Source organism: Streptomyces sp. NBC_01351 (genome assembly GCF_036237315.1).
Classification (GTDB): domain Bacteria; phylum Actinomycetota; class Actinomycetes; order Streptomycetales; family Streptomycetaceae; genus Streptomyces.
On sequence record NZ_CP108356.1, the window covers coordinates 4,665,000 to 4,681,676 of the forward strand.

Genomic DNA, 16,677 nt, shown 5'->3' on the forward strand with positions numbered 1-16,677 from the left:
CAGGCGACGGCGGTTCGCCAGGCCACGGGCCTTTCTCCGCCGAGCCCGCCGCGGGCGGAAGGCGGCTGCATCTCTTTACCCCGCTCCGCCGGGCCTGGGTGCCGATTGCCGCCACCGTCGGTGTCATAGCCCAGCAGGGCGAGCGCGCCGGGGAGTGGATCGCGGACCTGTCGGCGCTGCTGCGGGTCGCGGGGCTGCTCGGGCTGCTGCTGGTCTTCGGCGTGTACGGGTTCCTGAGCTGGTGGTTCACCCGTTACGCGGTCACCGACACCGAGCTGCGCATCCGCAGCGGGCTGCTCTTCCGACGTACCGCGCACATCCGCCTCGACCGGCTCCAGGCGGTCGACGTCACCCGGCCGCTGCTGGCCCGGCTGGCCGGTGTCGCCACCCTGCGGCTCGACGTGATCGGGACGGAGGCCAAGGACGAACTGGCCTACCTCAGTGAGAAGGAGGCCGTCGCCCTGCGTGCCGAGCTCCTCGCCCGGGCCGCCGGCTTCGCCCCCGAGGAGGCGGTGAGCCTGGGCCAGGCGCCCGAGCGGGAGCTGCTGCGGGTCCGGCCGCGCGACCTCGTCATGTCCCTGGTGCTGAGCCTCGGCTTCTGGGCGGCCCTGGTCGCAGGGCTCACCGCGCCGGTGCTCGTGTTCTGGTTCAGCTCCAGCCCGTGGGTGACCCTCGCCGTCCTGCTTCCGGTGGCCGGCGGGCTCTGGAAGGGCACCGCGGGCCGGTTCCTCGCCGACTACGACTGGACGGTCGCGGAGTCCCCGGACGGGCTGCGGCTGGACCACGGGCTGCTCGACCGGGCCCACGAGACGGTGCCGCCGGGGCGCGTGCAGAGCGTACGGATCGTGGAACCGCTGCTGTGGCGGCGGCGCGACTGGGTCCGCGTGGAGCTGGCCGTGGCGGGCTCGAAGAACGGGCTGCTCGTCCCGGTGGCCTCGCGGGCCGCGGCGCACGACGTGATCGCCCGGGTCCTGCCCGGGGTGGACCTGGCGGCGCTGATGTTCAGCCCGTCCCCGCGGGCGGCCGCGCGCTGGGTGGTGCCGGTGTGGTGGAAGGGGTACGCGCTGGCGATCTCCCCCGAGGTGTTCGCCGCCCGGCACGGCCGCGTGTGCCGGCGTACGGACATCGTCCCGCACGCCAAGGTGCAGAGCGTCCGCCTCACCCAGGGCCCCTGGGAACGCGCCCGAGGAGTCGCCGACCTGCACGTGGACACCGGCGCGAACGGCACGGTCACGGCCCGGCTGCGCGGCGCGGAGGAGGCCGCCGCCCTGCTCGCCGCCGAGGCGGTCCGCTCCCGCACCTCCCGCGCGAGCGCCCGCCCGGACCGCTGGATGACCTGAGGCGGTGCCGGCCCGCAGGGCGGCGCGGCGGCGCGGCTACGCCGCTACGCCGCTCGGCGGCGGCCGGACGGGGGCTTGCGTACGGCAGTCGAGGTAACTCCGTGCAGACAATATGAAACTGACGGTTGCCCGGGGTAGCGCTCAGGACCGACGGACCCTCGATCCGGTCCGCGCTCGGCAACCGAAGGACTGCACCATGAACATCCCCCGTACCGCACGCATCGCCGCCCCCGCCGTGGCCGCGCTCACGCTGACGCTGGCGTTCGCCGGCCCCGCGTCCGCCGACCCGGCGTTCGTGATGCGCAGCGGCAGCCAGATCAACCTGGCCGCGCTGCCCGGGGAGTCGAACAACATCACCTTCAGCATCTCCAGCGGGTTCCTGCAGGTGAGCGACTCGGGCAATGTGCTGACCCCCGGGCCGGGCTGCGTCCGGTTCAGCAATCCCAACACCGTCCGCTGTGGCTCCGGGGGCAGCGTGACCCGCATCCAGGCCTCGCTGGGCGACCGTGACGACGTGGCCACCAACGAGACCTCGATCCCGAGCGACCTCGTCGGCGGGGAGGGGGACGACGTCCTCGTCGGCGGCTCCGGCAACGACCGGCTCACCGACTCGGACGGCTGGAACGCCTCGCCCGGCACCACGACCACCTTCAACGGGCGCGGCGGCAACGACACCATCATCAGCCGCAACGGCGGGTTCGACCGGATCAACTGCGGCGAGAGCGCCTTCGACTTCGACATGCTGCTCGCCGACGCGGCCACCCTCGACGCCGTCGTCCCGAACACCTGCGAGTTCGTCCAGCGCTTCTGACCCGCCCCGCCCCGCGGGCGGCGGTGGCTATGCCGCTCCGCCGCCCGCCCGCACCAGGCCCGTTTCGTACGCCAGGACCACCACCTGTACGCGGTCGCGCAGCCCGAGCTTCGTCAGGATCCGGCCCACGTGCGTCTTCACGGTGGCCTCCGAGAGGACCAGCCGGGCCGCGATCTCGCCGTTCGACAGCCCCTGGGCCACCAGCAGCATGACCTCGCGCTCGCGCTCCGTCAGCCGCTCGACGTCCTTGTTCTTCGGCTCCTGCGTGGTCGTCGGCAGCATTGGGGCGAACCGGTCCAGCAGACGCCGCGTCGTCGACGGGGCGACCACCGCGTCCCCGCTGTGCACCGAGCGGATCGCCGCGAGCAGCTCGGCCGGCGGGACGTCCTTCAGCATGAAGCCGCTCGCCCCCGCCTTCAGCCCGGAGAAGGCGTACTCGTCCAGGTCGAAGGTGGTCAGGATGATGACCTTCGGGTGCTCGTCCGGTTCGCAGATCCGCCGCGTCGCCTCGACCCCGTCGAGCTTCGGCATGCGGACGTCCATCAGCACCACGTCCACCTTCGTGGCCCGCAGCACCTCCAGCGCCTCCAGGCCGTCGCCGGCCTCGGCGACGACCTCCATGTCCGGCTGTGCGGCCAGCACCATCCGGAAACCGGTGCGCAGCAGCACCTGGTCGTCTACGAGCATCACGCGGATGGACATCGGTTACCTCGTCCTCGTCATCGCTTCATCGCTTCTTGAGTGGGAGCAGCGCGCTGATCCGGAAGCCGCCGCCCGGCCGCGGCCCCGCGTCCAGGGTTCCGCCGACCATACCGATCCGCTCGCGCATGCCGATCAGCCCGTGCCCGGCGCCGTCCGCGCCGCCGTCCTCGTACAACTCGTGCGCCGCGCCCCGCCCGTCGTCCTCGACGAGCAGGCCGAGCCCGTCGTCGAAGTAGACCAGCCGTACGCTCGCCTTCGCGTCCGGGCCGCCGTGCTTGCGCGTGTTGGTCAGCGCCTCCTGCACGATCCGGTACGCCGTCAGCTCGACGCCGCTGGGCAGCCGCCGCGGCGCGCCCTCGACCTCGAAGTCCACCGTGAGCCCGGCCGCCCGTACCTGCTCGACCAGGACCTCGATCTGCTCGACGTCCGGCTGCGGCACGTAGTCCTCGGACTCCTGCGGCTCGCCCGTGCGCAGTACGCCCAGCAGCCGGCGCATCTCGGCCAGCGCCTGGCGGCCGGTCCCGGAGATCGTCTGCAGGGCCTCCTTGGCCTGCTCGGGGGCCACGTCCATGACGTACGCGGCCCCGTCGGCCTGCACCACCATCACCGAGACGTTGTGCGCGACCACGTCGTGCAGCTCGCGGGCGATCCGGGCGCGCTCGGCGGCCACGGCCACCTTCGCCTGCGCCTCGCGCTCCTTCTCCAGCCGCTGGTTGCGCTCGATGATCTGGGCGTAATAGGCCCGGCGGGTGCGCAGGGAGTCGCCCAGCACCCAGGCGAGGACGAAGGGGACGATCATGAAGATGGTGAAGAGGACGTTGTCCGTGTCGCTCGTCCCCTTGTCCACCCCGAAGCGCAGGAAGTAGAGCGGTGCGGCCGCCAGCCCCCAGCCCAGGGCGGCGCGCGAGACCCAGCGGGGTACGTCGCTCGCGGCGACCGTGAAGAGGATGACGAGCATCGCGAAGTCGTACACGCCCGCTTCGAAGCCCAGGACCAGCTGGTAGACCCCGGCGCCGAGGGCGACCCAGAACATGGCCTGCGTCCACTTGCGGCGCAGCGCGACGGCGGTGCTCAGGGCGAGCACCGCGGGGACCATGGCGAGCCGCGAGGCGGCGCCGGCGCCCTGGTAGTCCGCGACGTTCAGCATCGAGACCCCGAAGAAGAGGACAGCCCAGAAGCTGTCGACGCCCGTCGGGTGTCTGCGGAGGAAGTCGTAGAGGCGCTGCACGTAACCCAGAGTAGGGAACGGCGACAGGTGCTGGAGTCAACCACAGGTGCGAACCTCGCACGGGGGGCGTACTCCGCAAGGTGGACGGTGAAATTAACCTTTGCGGGGTGAGCACTCAGCCTGAAGTCGTGGATCCGGTTCGGTGGCGGACGGCGATGGAAGCCGCCCTGTACGGACCCGGCGGCTTCTACGTACGACCGGGAGGTCCCGGGCCCGCCGGCCACTTCCGCACCTCGGTGCACGCCTCGGGCCTGTACGCGGGAGCCGTGGCCCGGCTGCTGCGCCGGGTGGACGCGGAGCTCGGGCACCCGCGGGAGCTGGACCTCGTCGACATGGGGGCCGGGCGGGGGGAGCTGGTGGCCGGGGTGCTCGCCGCCCTGCCGGCGGAGGTGGCCGAGCGGGTACGTCCGTACGCGGTGGAGCGCGCGGAGCGGCCGGCCGGACTCGACCCGAGGATCCGCTGGGTGCCGGGGCCGCCCGAACGGACGACGGGCCTCCTCTTCGCCAACGAGTGGCTGGACAACGTGCCGCTGGAGATCGCCGAGGACGGGCGGTACGTCCTGGTCGCCCCGGACGGTACGGAGTCCCCGGGCGGCCCACTCGACCCCGCGGACCGGGCCTGGCTGGAGTGCTGGTGGCCGGACGCCCGGACCACCGGGCGGGCCGAGATCGGCCGGGCCCGCGACGAGGCCTGGGCGGCGACGGCCGCGACCGTGGAGCGGGGCCTGGCGGTGGCGGTGGACTACGCCCACACCCGGGACACGAGGCCCCCGTTCGGCACCCTGACGGGCTTCCGCGCCGGCCGGGAGGTCCCGCCCGTCCCGGACGGCAGCTGCGACGTCACCGCCCACGTGGCACTGGACTCCTGCGCGGGCCCCGGCGCGGTGCTGCTGACCCAGCGCGCGGCGCTGACCGCCCTCGGCGTCTCCGGAGCCCGCCCGCCGCTGGCCCTGGCCTCCACGGATCCGGCCGGCTACGTCCGCGCCCTGGCCTCGGCGGGCGAGGCGGCCGAGCTCACGGCCCGCGAGGGCCTGGGCGCCTTCGGCTGGCTGGTCCAGCCGGTCGGCGTGCCGCCGTGGCCGGACGGCCCTCCTGTGTGACGCGGAAGGGGCCGGTACCCCTCGCGGGATACCGGCCCCTCCTTACTGTCGGACCTGCCTACTGCCGGACCTGCTTACTCGACGACGTCGTCGTGGCCCTCGTGCAGACCGCCGCCGCTGCCCGTGCCGGTGGTCGGCTCGGAGACGACCGGCTTGGTCAGGGGCGCCAGGTCGAAGGCGTAGTGGCCCACCGCGTCCGCGATGATGTCGACGTTGATGTCGAGGGCCTTCTGGTCGATGTTGGTGATGTCGTCACCCGTGCCGTGGTAGTTCACGTCGTAGGCGACGCCCGCCTGGCCACCGAACTTCGCGGCCTGCTCGGCGGTCTTGATCCCCTCGGCGCCCGTGAACGTACCGCCGGACGGGATGCCCACCGCGATGAACGGGCCGTAGTCCGAGCGCCCGGAGAAGTCCGTGCCCTCGTGCGGGATGTTCTTGGAGTCGAGGAAGCTGGTGATCCCCTTCTCCAGCTGGGCGGAGCCCTCCGGGCCGGGGCCCGCGCCCGTGGCATCCGAGTCGTCGCCGTCGTAGACGAAGTACGCGGAGTTCGGCGAGGCGATCATGTCGAAGTTCAGGTAGAGCTTGATCTGCTTCTTCTGCTCTTCCGTCAGCCCGGCGACATACGCCTCCGAGCCGAGCAGGCCGAACTCCTCAGCCGACCACCAGGCGAACTTGACCTTGTTGTTGATCTTGTTCTGGCTGCTCGCGAGGCGCTGGGCGACCTGGAGGATGCCGGCCGAGCCGGAGCCGTTGTCGTTGATGCCCGGGCCCGCCGCGACCGAGTCGAGGTGCGCGCCGAGGAAGACGGTGTTGTTCTCGTCTCCGCCGCGGGTCTCCGCGATGACGTTGTACGTCTTGCGGTTCTCGCGCAGCTCCCGGATGTCGAGGGTGACCTCGACCGGGCCGGCCGCGACCTCGGCCGCGAGCTTCTCGCCCTCGGCCTTGGTGACGCCGCCGGTCGGGATCTTGGCCACGTTCGGGTCGCCGAGGGTGCCGTTCAGGGCGCCGTCGGTGTTGTTGTATATGACCGCGCCGACCGCGCCCGCGGCCGCCGCGTTGGTCTGCTTCACGGCGAAGGTGCAGCCACCGCGCTTGACCAGGGCGATCTTGCCGGTGAAGGCGCCCGCGGCGAAGTCGCCCGGCTCGCAGCCGTTCGTCCCGTCGGCGTCGACCGGGGCGGCGGCGACCTGGGCGGTGACGCCGCCCTCCGGGGTGCTGGCGGTGTACGTCATCAGGTGGATCGGGACCTCGTGCGCGTTGGCGCCGTTCACCGTGAGCTTCTCGGCGACGGCCTCGACGTACACGAAGTCGAACTCGTTCTTGGTGACCTTGTAGCCGGCCGCCCGCATCACGGCCTCGACGTACTTGGCGGACTGCTCGTGGCCCTTGGAGCCGGCCACACGGGTGCCGTTGTTGTAGTCGGCGATCGACTGGAAGACCTTCAGGTGGTTGTAGGCACCCTTGCCGGTCGAGTCCTTGACCAGCTTCCTGGCCAGCGCGTCTGCCCTGGCGGCATCGCTCGCGGGGCTCGTGGCTCCGGCCGGACCGGCGAGCAGCAGGGGGGAGACGAGGGCCGCAGCGGCCAGGGCGGCGGTTGCTACGGCTATACGGCGTGAGGGCATGCAGGGGTCCTTCCACGGCAAAAGTGCGAGCAGGGAGGAGCGGTGGACGCACGTTAAGCAGCAAGGGGCCACTCTGGCCAGAGTTTTCACTGATTCCGGTTTATGAATTCCGTATATCGGCGACGCGGGAGGCCTCGGGACTGACGTCGGGCCTGACGTAGGCCTTGTGTACGGCCTTGCGTACGGCCCGAGTTCGGGCCCTAGCGGAGGATCCCCTCGATGAAGTCCGAGCCGATACGTGCCACAGCGGCCAGATCCAACTGATGCTGGGCGTACCGCCCTTGGCGTCGCGTATGCATCAAACCGGCCTTTTTCAGGACGGAAAGGTGCCGCGAGACCTCCGGTGCGGTGATGCCGTACGCGGCCGCCAACTCGCCGGTCGTATACGGGGCCCGCGCCAGGCTCCGGCACAGCATCATCCGCATCGGATGCGCGAGGGCCTCCATCCGCCGCTGGAGCAGCTCCACCGAGCCCGGCGCGGAGGCCAGCTCGGGGGAGCCGAGCGGATAGTGGACCACCGGACGCCAGCCCGGTGCGTGCAGCATCGACAGGTGCGGCCAGCCGAAGTTGGTCGGTACGAAGACCAGCCCGGTGCCTATTCGCGGGTCGGTGGCGGTGGTCGAACCGTGGACCATCTTGTCGGCGGTGATCGTGGTGAGGGCGCCGTCCACGCTCAGCGCCGAGGAGACCTCCTTCAGCGCGGCCGGCAGCCCCTTGTGGCGCAGCACCTCGGTCTTGTGCCGGGCGTCCGCGCTCTGGCCGGGCTCCACCCGCCGCCAGGTCTCGGCGAAGAAGGCCTCGTCGCAGTCCTCCAGCAGGCGCCGCATCCACCGGCGCACCCCGGCCGGATCGTCCAGCAGCCGCAGGGAGAAGTCCAACTGGCGGGGCCCGCGGGCGGCGGCCGCCTCCAGGGCCTTGGCCCGGGCGAGGGGGTCCGTGAGCGGGGAGGGCAGGCCCTCGTTGTAGAGCGCCATCCAGCAGTGCTCCAGGGCGGCCACCACGAACCGCTCCTCGTCCAGCCGATCGAGTACGTCGAGCTCCTCGGCCAGGGTCGCGGCGGGCAGCCCGGTCCCGCCGGGGACGCCGGCGAAGGCCATGAAGATGTCGGAGAAGGAACTCCGCCACATGAAGTCCGCCTCCAGCAGCCGGTCCGCGAGGCTCGGATCGAGCGCGGCGGTGGTGGCGGTGGTCCAGGAGGTCAGCGAGGGGTGGTGGGCGGGCTGCGAGAGCGCGTGCAACGCCATGCAGAGCTCTGCCAGCGGGGAGGGCGAGAAGGAGATCCGCCGCGTGGGGAGCCCGGCAATGTCGATGGTGACGCTCATCGGACCATTCTGTCGTTCCGCGCCGCTTGCATGTGCGATCCCCACACGCCCGACCGGGTGTTTCCGTCTGCGCCGCCGCTGCCGGGGCTCTGCCCCGGACCCCGCGCCTCAAACGCCGGCGAGGCTGGGGGTTTCAGCCCCTCCGGCGTTTGAGGAGCGGGGGTCTGGGGGCGGAGCCCTCAGTTTCGGGAAGGGGCGGGGTGGGGGAAAAGGCCCCGCGCAGCGGCCCCGATTGACAGGGGCTGTCAATCGTCGTGCGGGTCGGCCCAGACAGGCGCAGGGTGGAGGCATGACCTCCATGGAGCAGTACCTCATCGACGCCTGGCGGGCGGCCCAGCACGGCGACCCGCCCCCGCCCCCACCCGGCCGGGACGACCTCGCCGTCCTCCGCGCCGCCCGCTCGTACGAGCAGTTCCGCGCCGTGATGGACGGCCGCCCGGCAGGGCATCCCTGGCGGGCAGCCCTCCGTAGGGCCGTCGGCCGCGCCTAGTCGAAGTTCGGCGCGTTGCGTTCGTACACGAGCCGCAGCCCGATCAGCGTCAGCCACGGCTCGTGGTCGTCGATCACCGACGACTCCCCGAGAACGATCGGCGCCAGCCCACCCGTCGCGATCACCCGTACGTCGTCCGGGTCGCCCGCCGGGCCGGCCAGCTCCTTCGCCATCCGGCCCACGATCCCGTCGACCTGGCCCGCGAAACCGTAGACCACGCCCGACTGCATCGCCTCGACCGTGGACTTGCCGATCACGTTCCGCGGCCGGGCCAGCTCGATCTTGCGCAGCTGCGCACCCCGCACGCCGAGCGCCTCCATCGAGATCTCGATACCGGGGGAGATCACCCCGCCCACGTACTCGCCCTTCGCGGACACCGCGTCGAAGGTGGTCGCCGTACCGAAGTCGACCACGATCGCCGGGCCCCCGAAGAGCTCGACCGCCGCGACCGCGTTGATGATGCGGTCCGCGCCGACCTCCTTCGGGTTGTCCATCAGGATCGGCACGCCCGTCTTGATGCCGGGCTCCACGAGCACCGCCGGGACGTCGCCGTAGTAGCGGCGGGTGACCTCGCGCAGCTCGTGCAGGACCGACGGCACCGTCGAGCAGATCGCGATGCCGTGGATCCCGTCGCCCAGCTCGTTGCCGAGCATCGGGTGCATGCCCATCAGGCCCTGCATCAGCACGGCCATCTCGTCGGCCGTGCGCCGCGGGTCGGTCGAGATGCGCCAGTGCTCGACGATCTCGTCACCGTCGAACAGGCCCAGGACCGTGTGGGTGTTGCCTACGTCGATGGTGAGGAGCACCGGTTACACCGCCTCGCGCAGATCGAGGCCGATGTCCAGGATCGGCGAGGAGTGGGTCAGCGCGCCCACCGCCAGGTAGTCGACGCCGGTCTCGGCGTACGCCCGGGCGGTGTCCAGCGTCAGGCGGCCCGAGGACTCCAGCACCGCGCGCCCGGCCACCAGGGCCACGGCCTCGGCGGTCTGCTCCACGGTGAAGTTGTCCAGCAGGATCAGGTCGGCACCCGCCTCCAGGACCTCGCCGATCTGCTCCAGGGTGTCGACCTCGACCTCGATCGGCACCTCCGGGAAGGCCTCCCGGACGGCCTTGAAGGCCTGCGCGACGCCGCCCGCGGCCACCACGTGGTTGTCCTTCACCAGCGCGGCGTCCGACAGCGACATGCGGTGGTTGACGCCGCCGCCGCAGCGCACCGCGTACTTCTCCAGCGCGCGCAGCCCCGGAGTGGTCTTGCGGGTGTCGCGGACCTTCGCGCCGGTGCCCTCCAGCACGTCCGCCCAGCGGCGGGTGGCCGTCGCGATGCCCGACAGCCGGCACAGGATGTTCAGCGCGCTGCGCTCCGCCGTCAGCAGGTCGCGGGTGCGGGAGCGTACGGACAGCAGCAGCTGCCCGGCCTCGACGACGTCGCCGTCCTCCGCGTGCCGCTCCACCTCGAAGGCCTCCGTGCACACCACGGAGAACACGGCCTCGGCGATGCGGAGCCCGGACACGACGCCGCTCTCGCGCGCGACGAAGTCGGCGACGGCCTCGGCGTCCTCGGGGACGGTGGCCACGGTGGTCACGTCCTCGCCGCCGTCCAGGTCCTCGGAGAGCGCCATGTGGGCGATGTCCTCGACCTCGATGGGGTCGAGGCCCGCGTCCACCAGCAGCTGGGCCAGCGCCGGGTCCAGGCCGGTCTCCTCGCCGTCGCCGCAGGCGCAGTCGTCGCCGCAGCCGCCGTCGTTCTGGTCGATCAGGGGAAGTTCGGGGGTGCTCACGGTCACTGCTCCAGGCTGAGGGGGTTCGAGGTTTCAAGAGGGACGCGTACGGACGGGAAGTCCGCGGATTCGGTGGGGGTGACGACCAGGGCCCGCTTCTCGGTGGCCGACAGCCGGACCACCAGGTGGCGGCGCCAGGCGGCGTCGTCCCGGTCCGGATGGTCCTCGCGCCAGTGGCAGCCGCGGGTCTCCACCCGCCGCTCGGCGGCGGCGACCAGCACCCGCGCCACGCACAGCAGGTTCGTGGCCTCCCAGGTGTCCACACCCGGTTCGGCGGTCTTGCCGTGCGCTTCGAGCTCGTTCAGGGCGGTCGCGTACAGCGCTTCGAGGGACTCGGCGGCCGTGCGCAGGGACGCGGCGGAGCGCAGCACGCCCGCGCCGTCCGTCATGATCCGCTGGACCTCGTACCGGGCACCGGCGGGCTGCAGCGGCCCCGTCGCGGGGACCGGGACGCCCGGGCCGCTGCCCGCGGGCGGCTGCCGGGTGATGTCGTCGGCGATGCGCTCGGCGAAGACCAGCCCCTCCAGGAGGGAGTTGGAGGCCAGCCGGTTCGCTCCGTGCACGCCCGTGCAGGCGACCTCGCCGCAGGCGTACAGGCCCGGGACCGTGGTCCGGCCGTGCAGGTCCGTCCGTACGCCGCCGGACGCGTAGTGCGCGGCGGGCGCGACCGGGATGGGCTCGGTCACCGGGTCGATGCCGTGGGCCCGGCAGGCCGCGAGGATGGTCGGGAAGCGCTGCTCCCACATCTCGGCGCCGAAGTGCCGGGCGTCCAGGTACATGTGCTGGGCGCCCTGCTCCTGCATGCGGCGCATGATGCCCTTGGCGACGATGTCCCGCGGGGCCAGCTCGGCCAGCTCGTGCTGCCCGGTCATGAAGCGGACCCCGTCCGCGTCGACGAGGTACGCGCCCTCGCCGCGGACGGCCTCCGAGACCAGCGGCTGCTGCCCCTCGGCGTCCGGCCCGAGGAACAGGACCGTCGGGTGGAACTGCACGAACTCAAGGTCGGAGATCTCAGCCCCGGCCCGCAGGGCGAGCGCCACGCCGTCGCCGGTGGACACCGACGGGTTGGTGGTCGCGGAGAACACCTGGCCCATGCCGCCGGTCGCGAGGATCACGGCGGGCGCGTGGACGGCGCCGACGCCGTCGTGCTGGCCCTCGCCCATGACGTGCAGGGTCACCCCGGCCGTACGGCCCTCGGCGTCCTGGAGCAGGTCCAGTGCGAGCGCGTTCTCCACCGTCTCTATGCCGGCCGCGTGCACGGCCTCGACGAGCGCCCGGGAGATCTCCGCTCCGGTCGCGTCGCCGCCCGCGTGCGCGATCCGGCGCCGGTGGTGGCCGCCCTCGCGGGTCAGTTCTATCTCCCCGGTCTCCGCGGAGGTGTCGAAGACGGCGCCCGCCGCGATCAGCCGGCGCACCGCGTCCGGCCCCTCGGTGACGAGCAGCCGTACGGCCTCCTCGTCGCACAGGCCCGCGCCCGCGACCAGCGTGTCGTCGAGGTGCTGCTCGGGGGTGTCGCCCTCGCCGAGCGCCGCGGCGATGCCGCCCTGCGCCCAGCGGGTGGAGCCGTCGTCGAGCCGGGCCTTGGTGACCACGACCGTACGGCGGCCCGCGGCGGCGCAGCGCAGCGCGGCCGTCAGGCCCGCGACGCCCGAGCCGACGACCACGACGTCGGCCTCGACGGCCCAGCCGGGGGCCGGCGCGTGCAGCCGTATGCCGGTGCCCGCGGACGGGACGGCTCTGCCTGGGGTGCTCACGTGTGTGCTCCGAACTCCAATGGAATGTTGTCGATCAGCCTGGTCGCGCCCACCTTCGCCGCGACGGCCAGCACGGCCTGACCGGTGAACCCGGGGCCGGCGTCGGTGAAGTCCCGCGGATCCACCAGCGCCAGGTAGTCCAGTACGAGGGGAGGCTCGTGCCGGCCCGCCTCCTCCAGGACGTGCCGCGCAGCAGCCCGCACCGCGTCCGGCAGCCCGGCGCCCGCCGCCGAGACGGCGTGCGCGTCGGCGGAGGCGCGGATCTCGCCCAGCCGGGCCAGGGCCGTGGCCCGCTCGTCGCTGGCCGGGGAGGCCTCGGCGCGGGCCCGCAGCGCCGCCTGCGCGGCGAGCCGGTCCTGCCCCGCGAACAGGGCGCGCGACAGGGCCAGGGCGGTACGCCGCTCCGTGGGAGAGAGGTACCGGTTGCGGGACGACAGCGCGAGACCGTCCTCCTCGCGGACGGTCGGTACGCCGACCACCTCCACGGGGAAGTTCAGGTCGGTCACCATCCGCCGGATCAGGGCCAGTTGCTGCGCGTCCTTCTGGCCGAAGAGCGCCAGGTCGGGACGGGTCAGGTGGAGCAGCTTCGCGACGACGGTCAGCATCCCGTCGAAGTGCCCCGGGCGGGTGGCCCCTTCGAGGCGCCCGCCCATCGGACCGGCGCTGATCCGCACCTGCGGATCGCCGCCCGGGTACACCTCGTCGACGGCGGGGGCGAACACCGCGTCGGCGCCCGCCCCTTCGGCGATGGCGAGGTCGGCGTCGAGGGTGCGCGGGTAGCGGTCGAGGTCCTCGTTCGCCCCGAACTGCAGGGGGTTCACGAAGACGGTGACGACGACCTGCCCCTCGGGCCCGGCCAGCTCACGGGCCGAGCGGATGAGGGTGGCGTGCCCCTCGTGCAGGGCGCCCATCGTCATCACCACGGCCCGGCGGCCGTTGCGCGGGAGCCTGCTCAGCTCCTCGGCGGTGTCGAGCAGCAGTTCGCTCACGGGGCGCTGCCCCCTTCCGGCTCCGCGTCGGCGAGCACGCCGAGCAGGTCCTCGGCGAGTTCGGGCTTGAGTAGACCGTGCGCGAGGGCCCGGTCCGCGGTCGTACGGGCCATCGCCAGGTAGCCGGCGACCGTGCTGGGGGAGTGCTTGCGCAACTCCGCGACGTGCGCGGCGACCGTACCGGCGTCACCGCGGGCCACCGGCCCGGTCAGGGCGGCGTCCCCGGAGCGCAGGGCGTTGTCCAGGGCCGCGCCGAGCAGCGGGCCGAGCATCCGGTCGGGGTGCTCGACCCCGGCCTTGCGCAGCAGCTCCATCGACTGGGCGACCAGGGTGACCAGGTGGTTCGCCCCGAGGGCGAGGGCCGCGTGGTAGAGCGGACGGTTCTCCTCCGCGATCCACTCGGGCTCCCCGCCCATCTCGATGACCAGCGCCTCGGCCGCCAGCCGCAGCTGATCGGGGGCCGTGACGCCGAAGGAGCAGCCGGCCAGGCGCTGCACGTCGACCTCGGTGCCGGTGAAGGTCATCGCGGGGTGCAGGGCCAGCGGCAGCGCCCCCGCACGGAGCGCCGGGTCGAGCACGGAGGTCCCGTACCGCCCGGAGGTGTGCACGAGGAGCTGTCCGGGCCGGACCGCGCCGGTCTCGGCCAGGCCCTCCACGAGGCCCGGCAGGGCGTCGTCGGGCACGGTGAGCAGCACGAGGTCGGCCAACTCCAGCACCTGCGCGGGCGGTACGAGCGGCACGTCGGGCAGCATCCGGGCGGCCCGGCGCACGGAGGCGTCGGAGACTCCGGACACGGCGACGGGCCGGTGTCCGGCCTGCTGGAGCGCGCGGGCCAGCGCGGGGCCGACCCGGCCGGCTCCGACGACGCCGACGGCGAGCCGGGCAGGGCGCTGCTGCTGTGATGGATTCACGCGGGGAGGGCCTTCCGTTCCAGTCCGCGGGGGGTACCGGACGATACGCCGCCATGCTAGCTCCTGGGGGCGCCACCGCCCGGTCGGCGATGATCGGGCCATGACCGATCAGACCGAGCACGAGACCGGGCACGAGACCGGGCACGAGACGGGGCCGGGGATCGCGGACGCGGCGTACGAGCGGCGGCTGGTGGCCGCCTGGCGCGGAGCCGAGCGCACCCTCGCCCGCAGCCCCCGCGAGCCGTCCCTGGGCGAGCTGCTGGCCTCGCTGGCCGAGGCCCCGTACGACCCGGACGAACAGGCCGACCTGTACGGCGACGGAGTGGTCTCGGCCCTGGAGCGCCGGGTCGCGGACCTGCTGGGCACCGAGGACGCGGCGTTCTTCCCGTCCGGGACCATGGCCCAGCAGATCGCCCTGCGCTGCTGGGCGGGCCGCACGGGGAACCCGGTGGTGGCCCTGCACCCGATGAGCCACCCGGAGCGCTGGGAAGGGGACGCCCTCTCGACCGTCTCCGGCCTGCGCGTGGTCCATCCCACCACGGACCTCCGCCAGCCCTCCCCGGAGGAGGTCGCCTCCCTCCCGGAACCCTTCGGCACGCTGATGCTGGAGCTGCCCCTGCGCGACGCGGGCTTCCTCCTCCCCTCCTGGGAGGAACTGGAGGAGCTGGTCGACGCCGCCCGGGAGCGGGAGGCGGTGGTCCACTTCGACGGGGCCCGGCTCTGGGAGACCACGGTCCACTTCGGCCGCCCCCTGCCGGAGATCGCGGCACTCGCGGACTCGATCTACGTCTCCTTCTACAAGTCCCTGGGCGGCCTCAGCGGGGCCTGCCTGGCGGGACCGGCCGGATTCGTCGAGGAGGCCAGGGTCTGGCGCCACCGCTACGGCGGCAACGTCTTCCGCCAGTTCCCCGCCGCCCTGTCCGCCCTGTCGGGCCTGGACCGGGAGCTGCCCCGCCTGCCGGCCTACGTGGAACAGGCCCGCCTGATCGCGAAAACCCTGCACTCGGCACTCGCGGCCTCGGGCATCGCCTGGTCCCGGATCAACCCGGAGGTCCCGCACACCCACCAGTTCCAGGTCCTGCTCCCCTTCGAAGCGACCCACCTCACGGAGACGGGCCTGCGCACCGCGGAGGGAACGGGCCGCGTCCTGTTCCGCCAGTGGTCCCCGACGGCGGTCCCGGGCATCTCGATGACGGAACTGACGATCACGACCCCGGGCCTCTCCTGGACACCCCAGGACGTGACCGAAGCCGTCGCGGACTTCACGGCACGGCTATAGACAGCCCGTCCGGCGTTTGAGGACTGGGGTTCCCCCCGGACGGAGTCTGGGGGAGGGTCTGGGGCGGAGCCCCGGGAAACGGAGAAAGGGCGGGGCGGGGACCAGCTCCGCGCAGCGGCACACCCGCCCACCCCGCACCGGAACATCGGGCACGACGAATCACTGAATTCGGTAAAACCCACCGGTGAAGTCCGGCCATGGAGATACCGTCCCTCCGACGGGAAATCCTTGGACCGGAGGAGACACCATGACCGTCCAGCCCGCGGCCGGCGCCTGGCAGAAGTCCTCGTACTGCGGCGAGGGAGACGCCTGCGTCTACGTCGCCGCCACCCCCGGCACCCTCGTGCGGGTCGCCGACCGCGCCGACCCCGCCCACCTCGTACTCGCCACCACCCAGGCCGCCTGGGCGGATTTCCTCCGCGCGGTCAAGGAATCCGGCTGAAAGAACCGCCGCGCCGCACCCCGCACCCTCAGGGGATTTTGTCCGATTAGCGCGTATCTTCGGCCCATGCCCACGCCCTACGGATCCCGCGGCGGCATGGCGTTCAGCGCTGCTGAACTGCTCGTGCTCAGGCGCTCCCTCGCCCACGCCCTTCAGTCCTCCACGGCCCCCCTTACGGCCCCGGAGGTCCAGGACTGCCTGCGTCTCGCGCAGTCGGTGGACGACGTGGTCCAGGAGGCGGGGCGGCTCAGAGCCTTCCTGATCGAGGATCTGGGCCGCTACCGGGGCGCCCTGCCCGGCAGCCTCTCCGGCTACCTGGAGCTGCTCCAGGACGCCCTGGCGGCCGGCTACGAGCCCGTGCCCGACGACCTCGCCGCCCTGCGCGCCCTCCGGGCCAACCCGGTCGCCGCCGCGCTGCTGGACCGGGCCCAGGGCGTCGCGGAGCGCTCCGTACGGCGCCGGCTGTCGACGGCCCCCGCGCCCCGCACCCGGCTGCTGGCACTGGCCGGCGGCCAGTCCGGGCTCCAGGCCGCGGTCCAGGCCGGGCAGGCCGGGGTCCAGTCCGGGCTCCAGGCCGTCCAGTCCGGCGGCCAGGACCAGCGGCCTTCCCCGGAGCCCCGGCCCAAGGAGCCGCAGCGGCCGGAGAAGCCGATCCCGACGCCCGGCGAGGTGTTCCCGCCGCGCCGCAAGCCCACCCCGCCCCCGGAAGCGGGCCGCGTCGCCGGCTAGCTAGGCTGTCCGGCATGGACTACGTCTCCGCGCTCGTGCCCCCCGCCGTGATGGCCGCGTTCTTCATCGCCCTCGTCAGGACGATCGTGAAGAGCCAGGGCGGCGCGAACAAGGCCAAGGAGGACGCGGCGGTCGACGCCGTGATCGCCCGGGCCGCAGGCACCCAGCAGCAGAAGTAGC

The 16,677-nt window shown here is 73.0% G+C and carries 17 protein-coding genes; 8 read left to right on the forward strand and 9 right to left on the reverse strand.

Going from position 1 to position 16,677, the window contains the following annotated elements; genetic code table 11:
• Positions 1 to 98 precede the first annotated feature (98 nt).
• Together OG625_RS21600 and OG625_RS21605 are read left to right on the forward strand one after the other, a co-directional pair.
• A complete protein-coding gene (locus OG625_RS21600) occupies positions 99 to 1,340 on the forward strand; it encodes a PH domain-containing protein (protein WP_329383583.1) in 1,242 nt (413 codons plus the stop codon).
• 196 nt (positions 1,341 to 1,536) lie between these two features.
• The gene (locus tag OG625_RS21605; RefSeq protein ID WP_329383586.1) at positions 1,537 to 2,151 is read left to right on the forward strand and encodes a hypothetical protein; all 615 of its coding nucleotides are present in this window, start codon (positions 1,537 to 1,539) and stop codon (positions 2,149 to 2,151) included.
• A gap of 27 nt (positions 2,152 to 2,178) precedes the next feature.
• Here OG625_RS21605 and OG625_RS21610 read toward each other — a convergent pair whose 3' ends face one another.
• Positions 2,179 to 2,853, reverse strand: a complete 675-nt coding sequence (locus tag OG625_RS21610; protein WP_329383589.1) for a response regulator transcription factor — start codon at positions 2,851 to 2,853, stop codon at positions 2,179 to 2,181.
• Positions 2,854 to 2,878: 25 nt separating this feature from the next.
• Positions 2,879 to 4,081 carry a sensor histidine kinase gene (locus OG625_RS21615; protein ID WP_329383592.1) on the reverse strand — a complete coding sequence of 401 codons (1,203 nt, stop codon included), beginning with the start codon at positions 4,079 to 4,081 and terminating at the stop codon, positions 2,879 to 2,881.
• Between the two features lie 155 nt (positions 4,082 to 4,236).
• On the opposite strand from OG625_RS21615, the gene OG625_RS21620 reads away from it, so the two are divergent.
• Entirely contained in the window at positions 4,237 to 5,181 is a 945-nt protein-coding gene (locus OG625_RS21620; RefSeq protein WP_329390835.1) for an SAM-dependent methyltransferase, read from the forward strand.
• Positions 5,182 to 5,255: 74 nt separating this feature from the next.
• On the opposite strand, the gene OG625_RS21625 is transcribed toward OG625_RS21620, so the two are convergent.
• Positions 5,256 to 6,803 carry a M28 family metallopeptidase gene (locus OG625_RS21625; protein ID WP_329383595.1) on the reverse strand — a complete coding sequence of 516 codons (1,548 nt, stop codon included), beginning with the start codon at positions 6,801 to 6,803 and terminating at the stop codon, positions 5,256 to 5,258.
• A 200-nt stretch (positions 6,804 to 7,003) separates the two neighbouring features.
• Positions 7,004 to 8,125 (reverse strand): DUF5937 family protein, encoded by a 1,122-nt coding sequence (locus OG625_RS21630; protein WP_329383597.1) that lies wholly within the window; start codon positions 8,123 to 8,125, stop codon positions 7,004 to 7,006.
• A 289-nt stretch (positions 8,126 to 8,414) separates the two neighbouring features.
• On the opposite strand from OG625_RS21630, the gene OG625_RS21635 reads away from it, so the two are divergent.
• Positions 8,415 to 8,615, forward strand: coding sequence for a hypothetical protein (locus OG625_RS21635; RefSeq protein WP_329383600.1), 201 nt, complete (start codon positions 8,415 to 8,417; stop codon positions 8,613 to 8,615).
• On the opposite strand, the gene OG625_RS21640 is transcribed toward OG625_RS21635, so the two are convergent.
• Genes OG625_RS21640 through OG625_RS21660 form a run of 5 tightly spaced genes read right to left on the reverse strand, consistent with a single transcriptional unit; the run spans position 8,612 to position 14,047 of the window.
• Positions 8,612 to 9,421, reverse strand: coding sequence for a type III pantothenate kinase (locus OG625_RS21640; protein WP_329383603.1), 810 nt, complete (start codon positions 9,419 to 9,421; stop codon positions 8,612 to 8,614). The two genes, OG625_RS21635 and OG625_RS21640, sit on opposite strands and share 4 nt — an antisense overlap.
• A 3-nt stretch (positions 9,422 to 9,424) precedes the next feature.
• On the reverse strand, positions 9,425 to 10,393 hold the full coding sequence (gene nadC, locus OG625_RS21645; RefSeq protein WP_329383606.1) for a carboxylating nicotinate-nucleotide diphosphorylase: 969 nt from the start codon (positions 10,391 to 10,393) through the stop codon (positions 9,425 to 9,427).
• A 2-nt stretch (positions 10,394 to 10,395) separates the two neighbouring features.
• The gene (locus tag OG625_RS21650; RefSeq protein ID WP_329383609.1) at positions 10,396 to 12,147 is read right to left on the reverse strand and encodes an L-aspartate oxidase; all 1,752 of its coding nucleotides are present in this window, start codon (positions 12,145 to 12,147) and stop codon (positions 10,396 to 10,398) included.
• Positions 12,144 to 13,136, reverse strand: coding sequence for a pantoate--beta-alanine ligase (gene panC, locus OG625_RS21655; protein WP_329383611.1), 993 nt, complete (start codon positions 13,134 to 13,136; stop codon positions 12,144 to 12,146). Before panC ends, OG625_RS21650 begins: the two co-directional genes overlap by 4 nt.
• A complete protein-coding gene (locus OG625_RS21660) occupies positions 13,133 to 14,047 on the reverse strand; it encodes a Rossmann-like and DUF2520 domain-containing protein (RefSeq protein ID WP_329383614.1) in 915 nt (304 codons plus the stop codon). Before OG625_RS21660 ends, panC begins: the two co-directional genes overlap by 4 nt.
• 100 nt (positions 14,048 to 14,147) lie before the next feature.
• Between OG625_RS21660 and OG625_RS21665 the strand changes: the two genes are divergently transcribed.
• From OG625_RS21665 to OG625_RS21680, 4 genes are all read left to right on the forward strand, one after another.
• Positions 14,148 to 15,326 (forward strand): threonine aldolase family protein, encoded by a 1,179-nt coding sequence (locus OG625_RS21665; RefSeq protein ID WP_329383616.1) that lies wholly within the window; start codon positions 14,148 to 14,150, stop codon positions 15,324 to 15,326.
• A 247-nt stretch (positions 15,327 to 15,573) separates the two neighbouring features.
• Positions 15,574 to 15,768 (forward strand): DUF397 domain-containing protein, encoded by a 195-nt coding sequence (locus OG625_RS21670; protein ID WP_329383618.1) that lies wholly within the window; start codon positions 15,574 to 15,576, stop codon positions 15,766 to 15,768.
• Between the two features lie 66 nt (positions 15,769 to 15,834).
• Positions 15,835 to 16,497 (forward strand): hypothetical protein, encoded by a 663-nt coding sequence (locus OG625_RS21675; RefSeq protein WP_329383621.1) that lies wholly within the window; start codon positions 15,835 to 15,837, stop codon positions 16,495 to 16,497.
• 14 nt (positions 16,498 to 16,511) lie between these two features.
• Entirely contained in the window at positions 16,512 to 16,676 is a 165-nt protein-coding gene (locus OG625_RS21680; protein ID WP_329383624.1) for a hypothetical protein, read from the forward strand.
• Position 16,677 lies beyond the last annotated feature (1 nt).

What these genes read in the sequence shown, in the direction of transcription:
- OG625_RS21605 (WP_329383586.1), top strand. Translation starts at nt 1,537, where the DNA reads ATGAACATCCCCCGTACCGCACGCATCGCCGCCCCCGCCGTGGCCGCG.
- OG625_RS21610 (WP_329383589.1), bottom strand. Translation starts at nt 2,853, where the DNA reads ATGTCCATCCGCGTGATGCTCGTAGACGACCAGGTGCTGCTGCGCACC.
- OG625_RS21620 (WP_329390835.1), top strand. Translation starts at nt 4,237, where the DNA reads ATGGAAGCCGCCCTGTACGGACCCGGCGGCTTCTACGTACGACCGGGA.
- OG625_RS21625 (WP_329383595.1), bottom strand. Translation starts at nt 6,803, where the DNA reads ATGCCCTCACGCCGTATAGCCGTAGCAACCGCCGCCCTGGCCGCTGCG.
- OG625_RS21630 (WP_329383597.1), bottom strand. Translation starts at nt 8,125, where the DNA reads ATGAGCGTCACCATCGACATTGCCGGGCTCCCCACGCGGCGGATCTCC.
- OG625_RS21635 (WP_329383600.1), top strand. Translation starts at nt 8,415, where the DNA reads ATGACCTCCATGGAGCAGTACCTCATCGACGCCTGGCGGGCGGCCCAG.
- OG625_RS21665 (WP_329383616.1), top strand. Translation starts at nt 14,148, where the DNA reads ATGACCGATCAGACCGAGCACGAGACCGGGCACGAGACCGGGCACGAG.
- OG625_RS21670 (WP_329383618.1), top strand. Translation starts at nt 15,574, where the DNA reads ATGACCGTCCAGCCCGCGGCCGGCGCCTGGCAGAAGTCCTCGTACTGC.
- OG625_RS21675 (WP_329383621.1), top strand. Translation starts at nt 15,835, where the DNA reads ATGCCCACGCCCTACGGATCCCGCGGCGGCATGGCGTTCAGCGCTGCT.
- OG625_RS21680 (WP_329383624.1), top strand. Translation starts at nt 16,512, where the DNA reads ATGGACTACGTCTCCGCGCTCGTGCCCCCCGCCGTGATGGCCGCGTTC.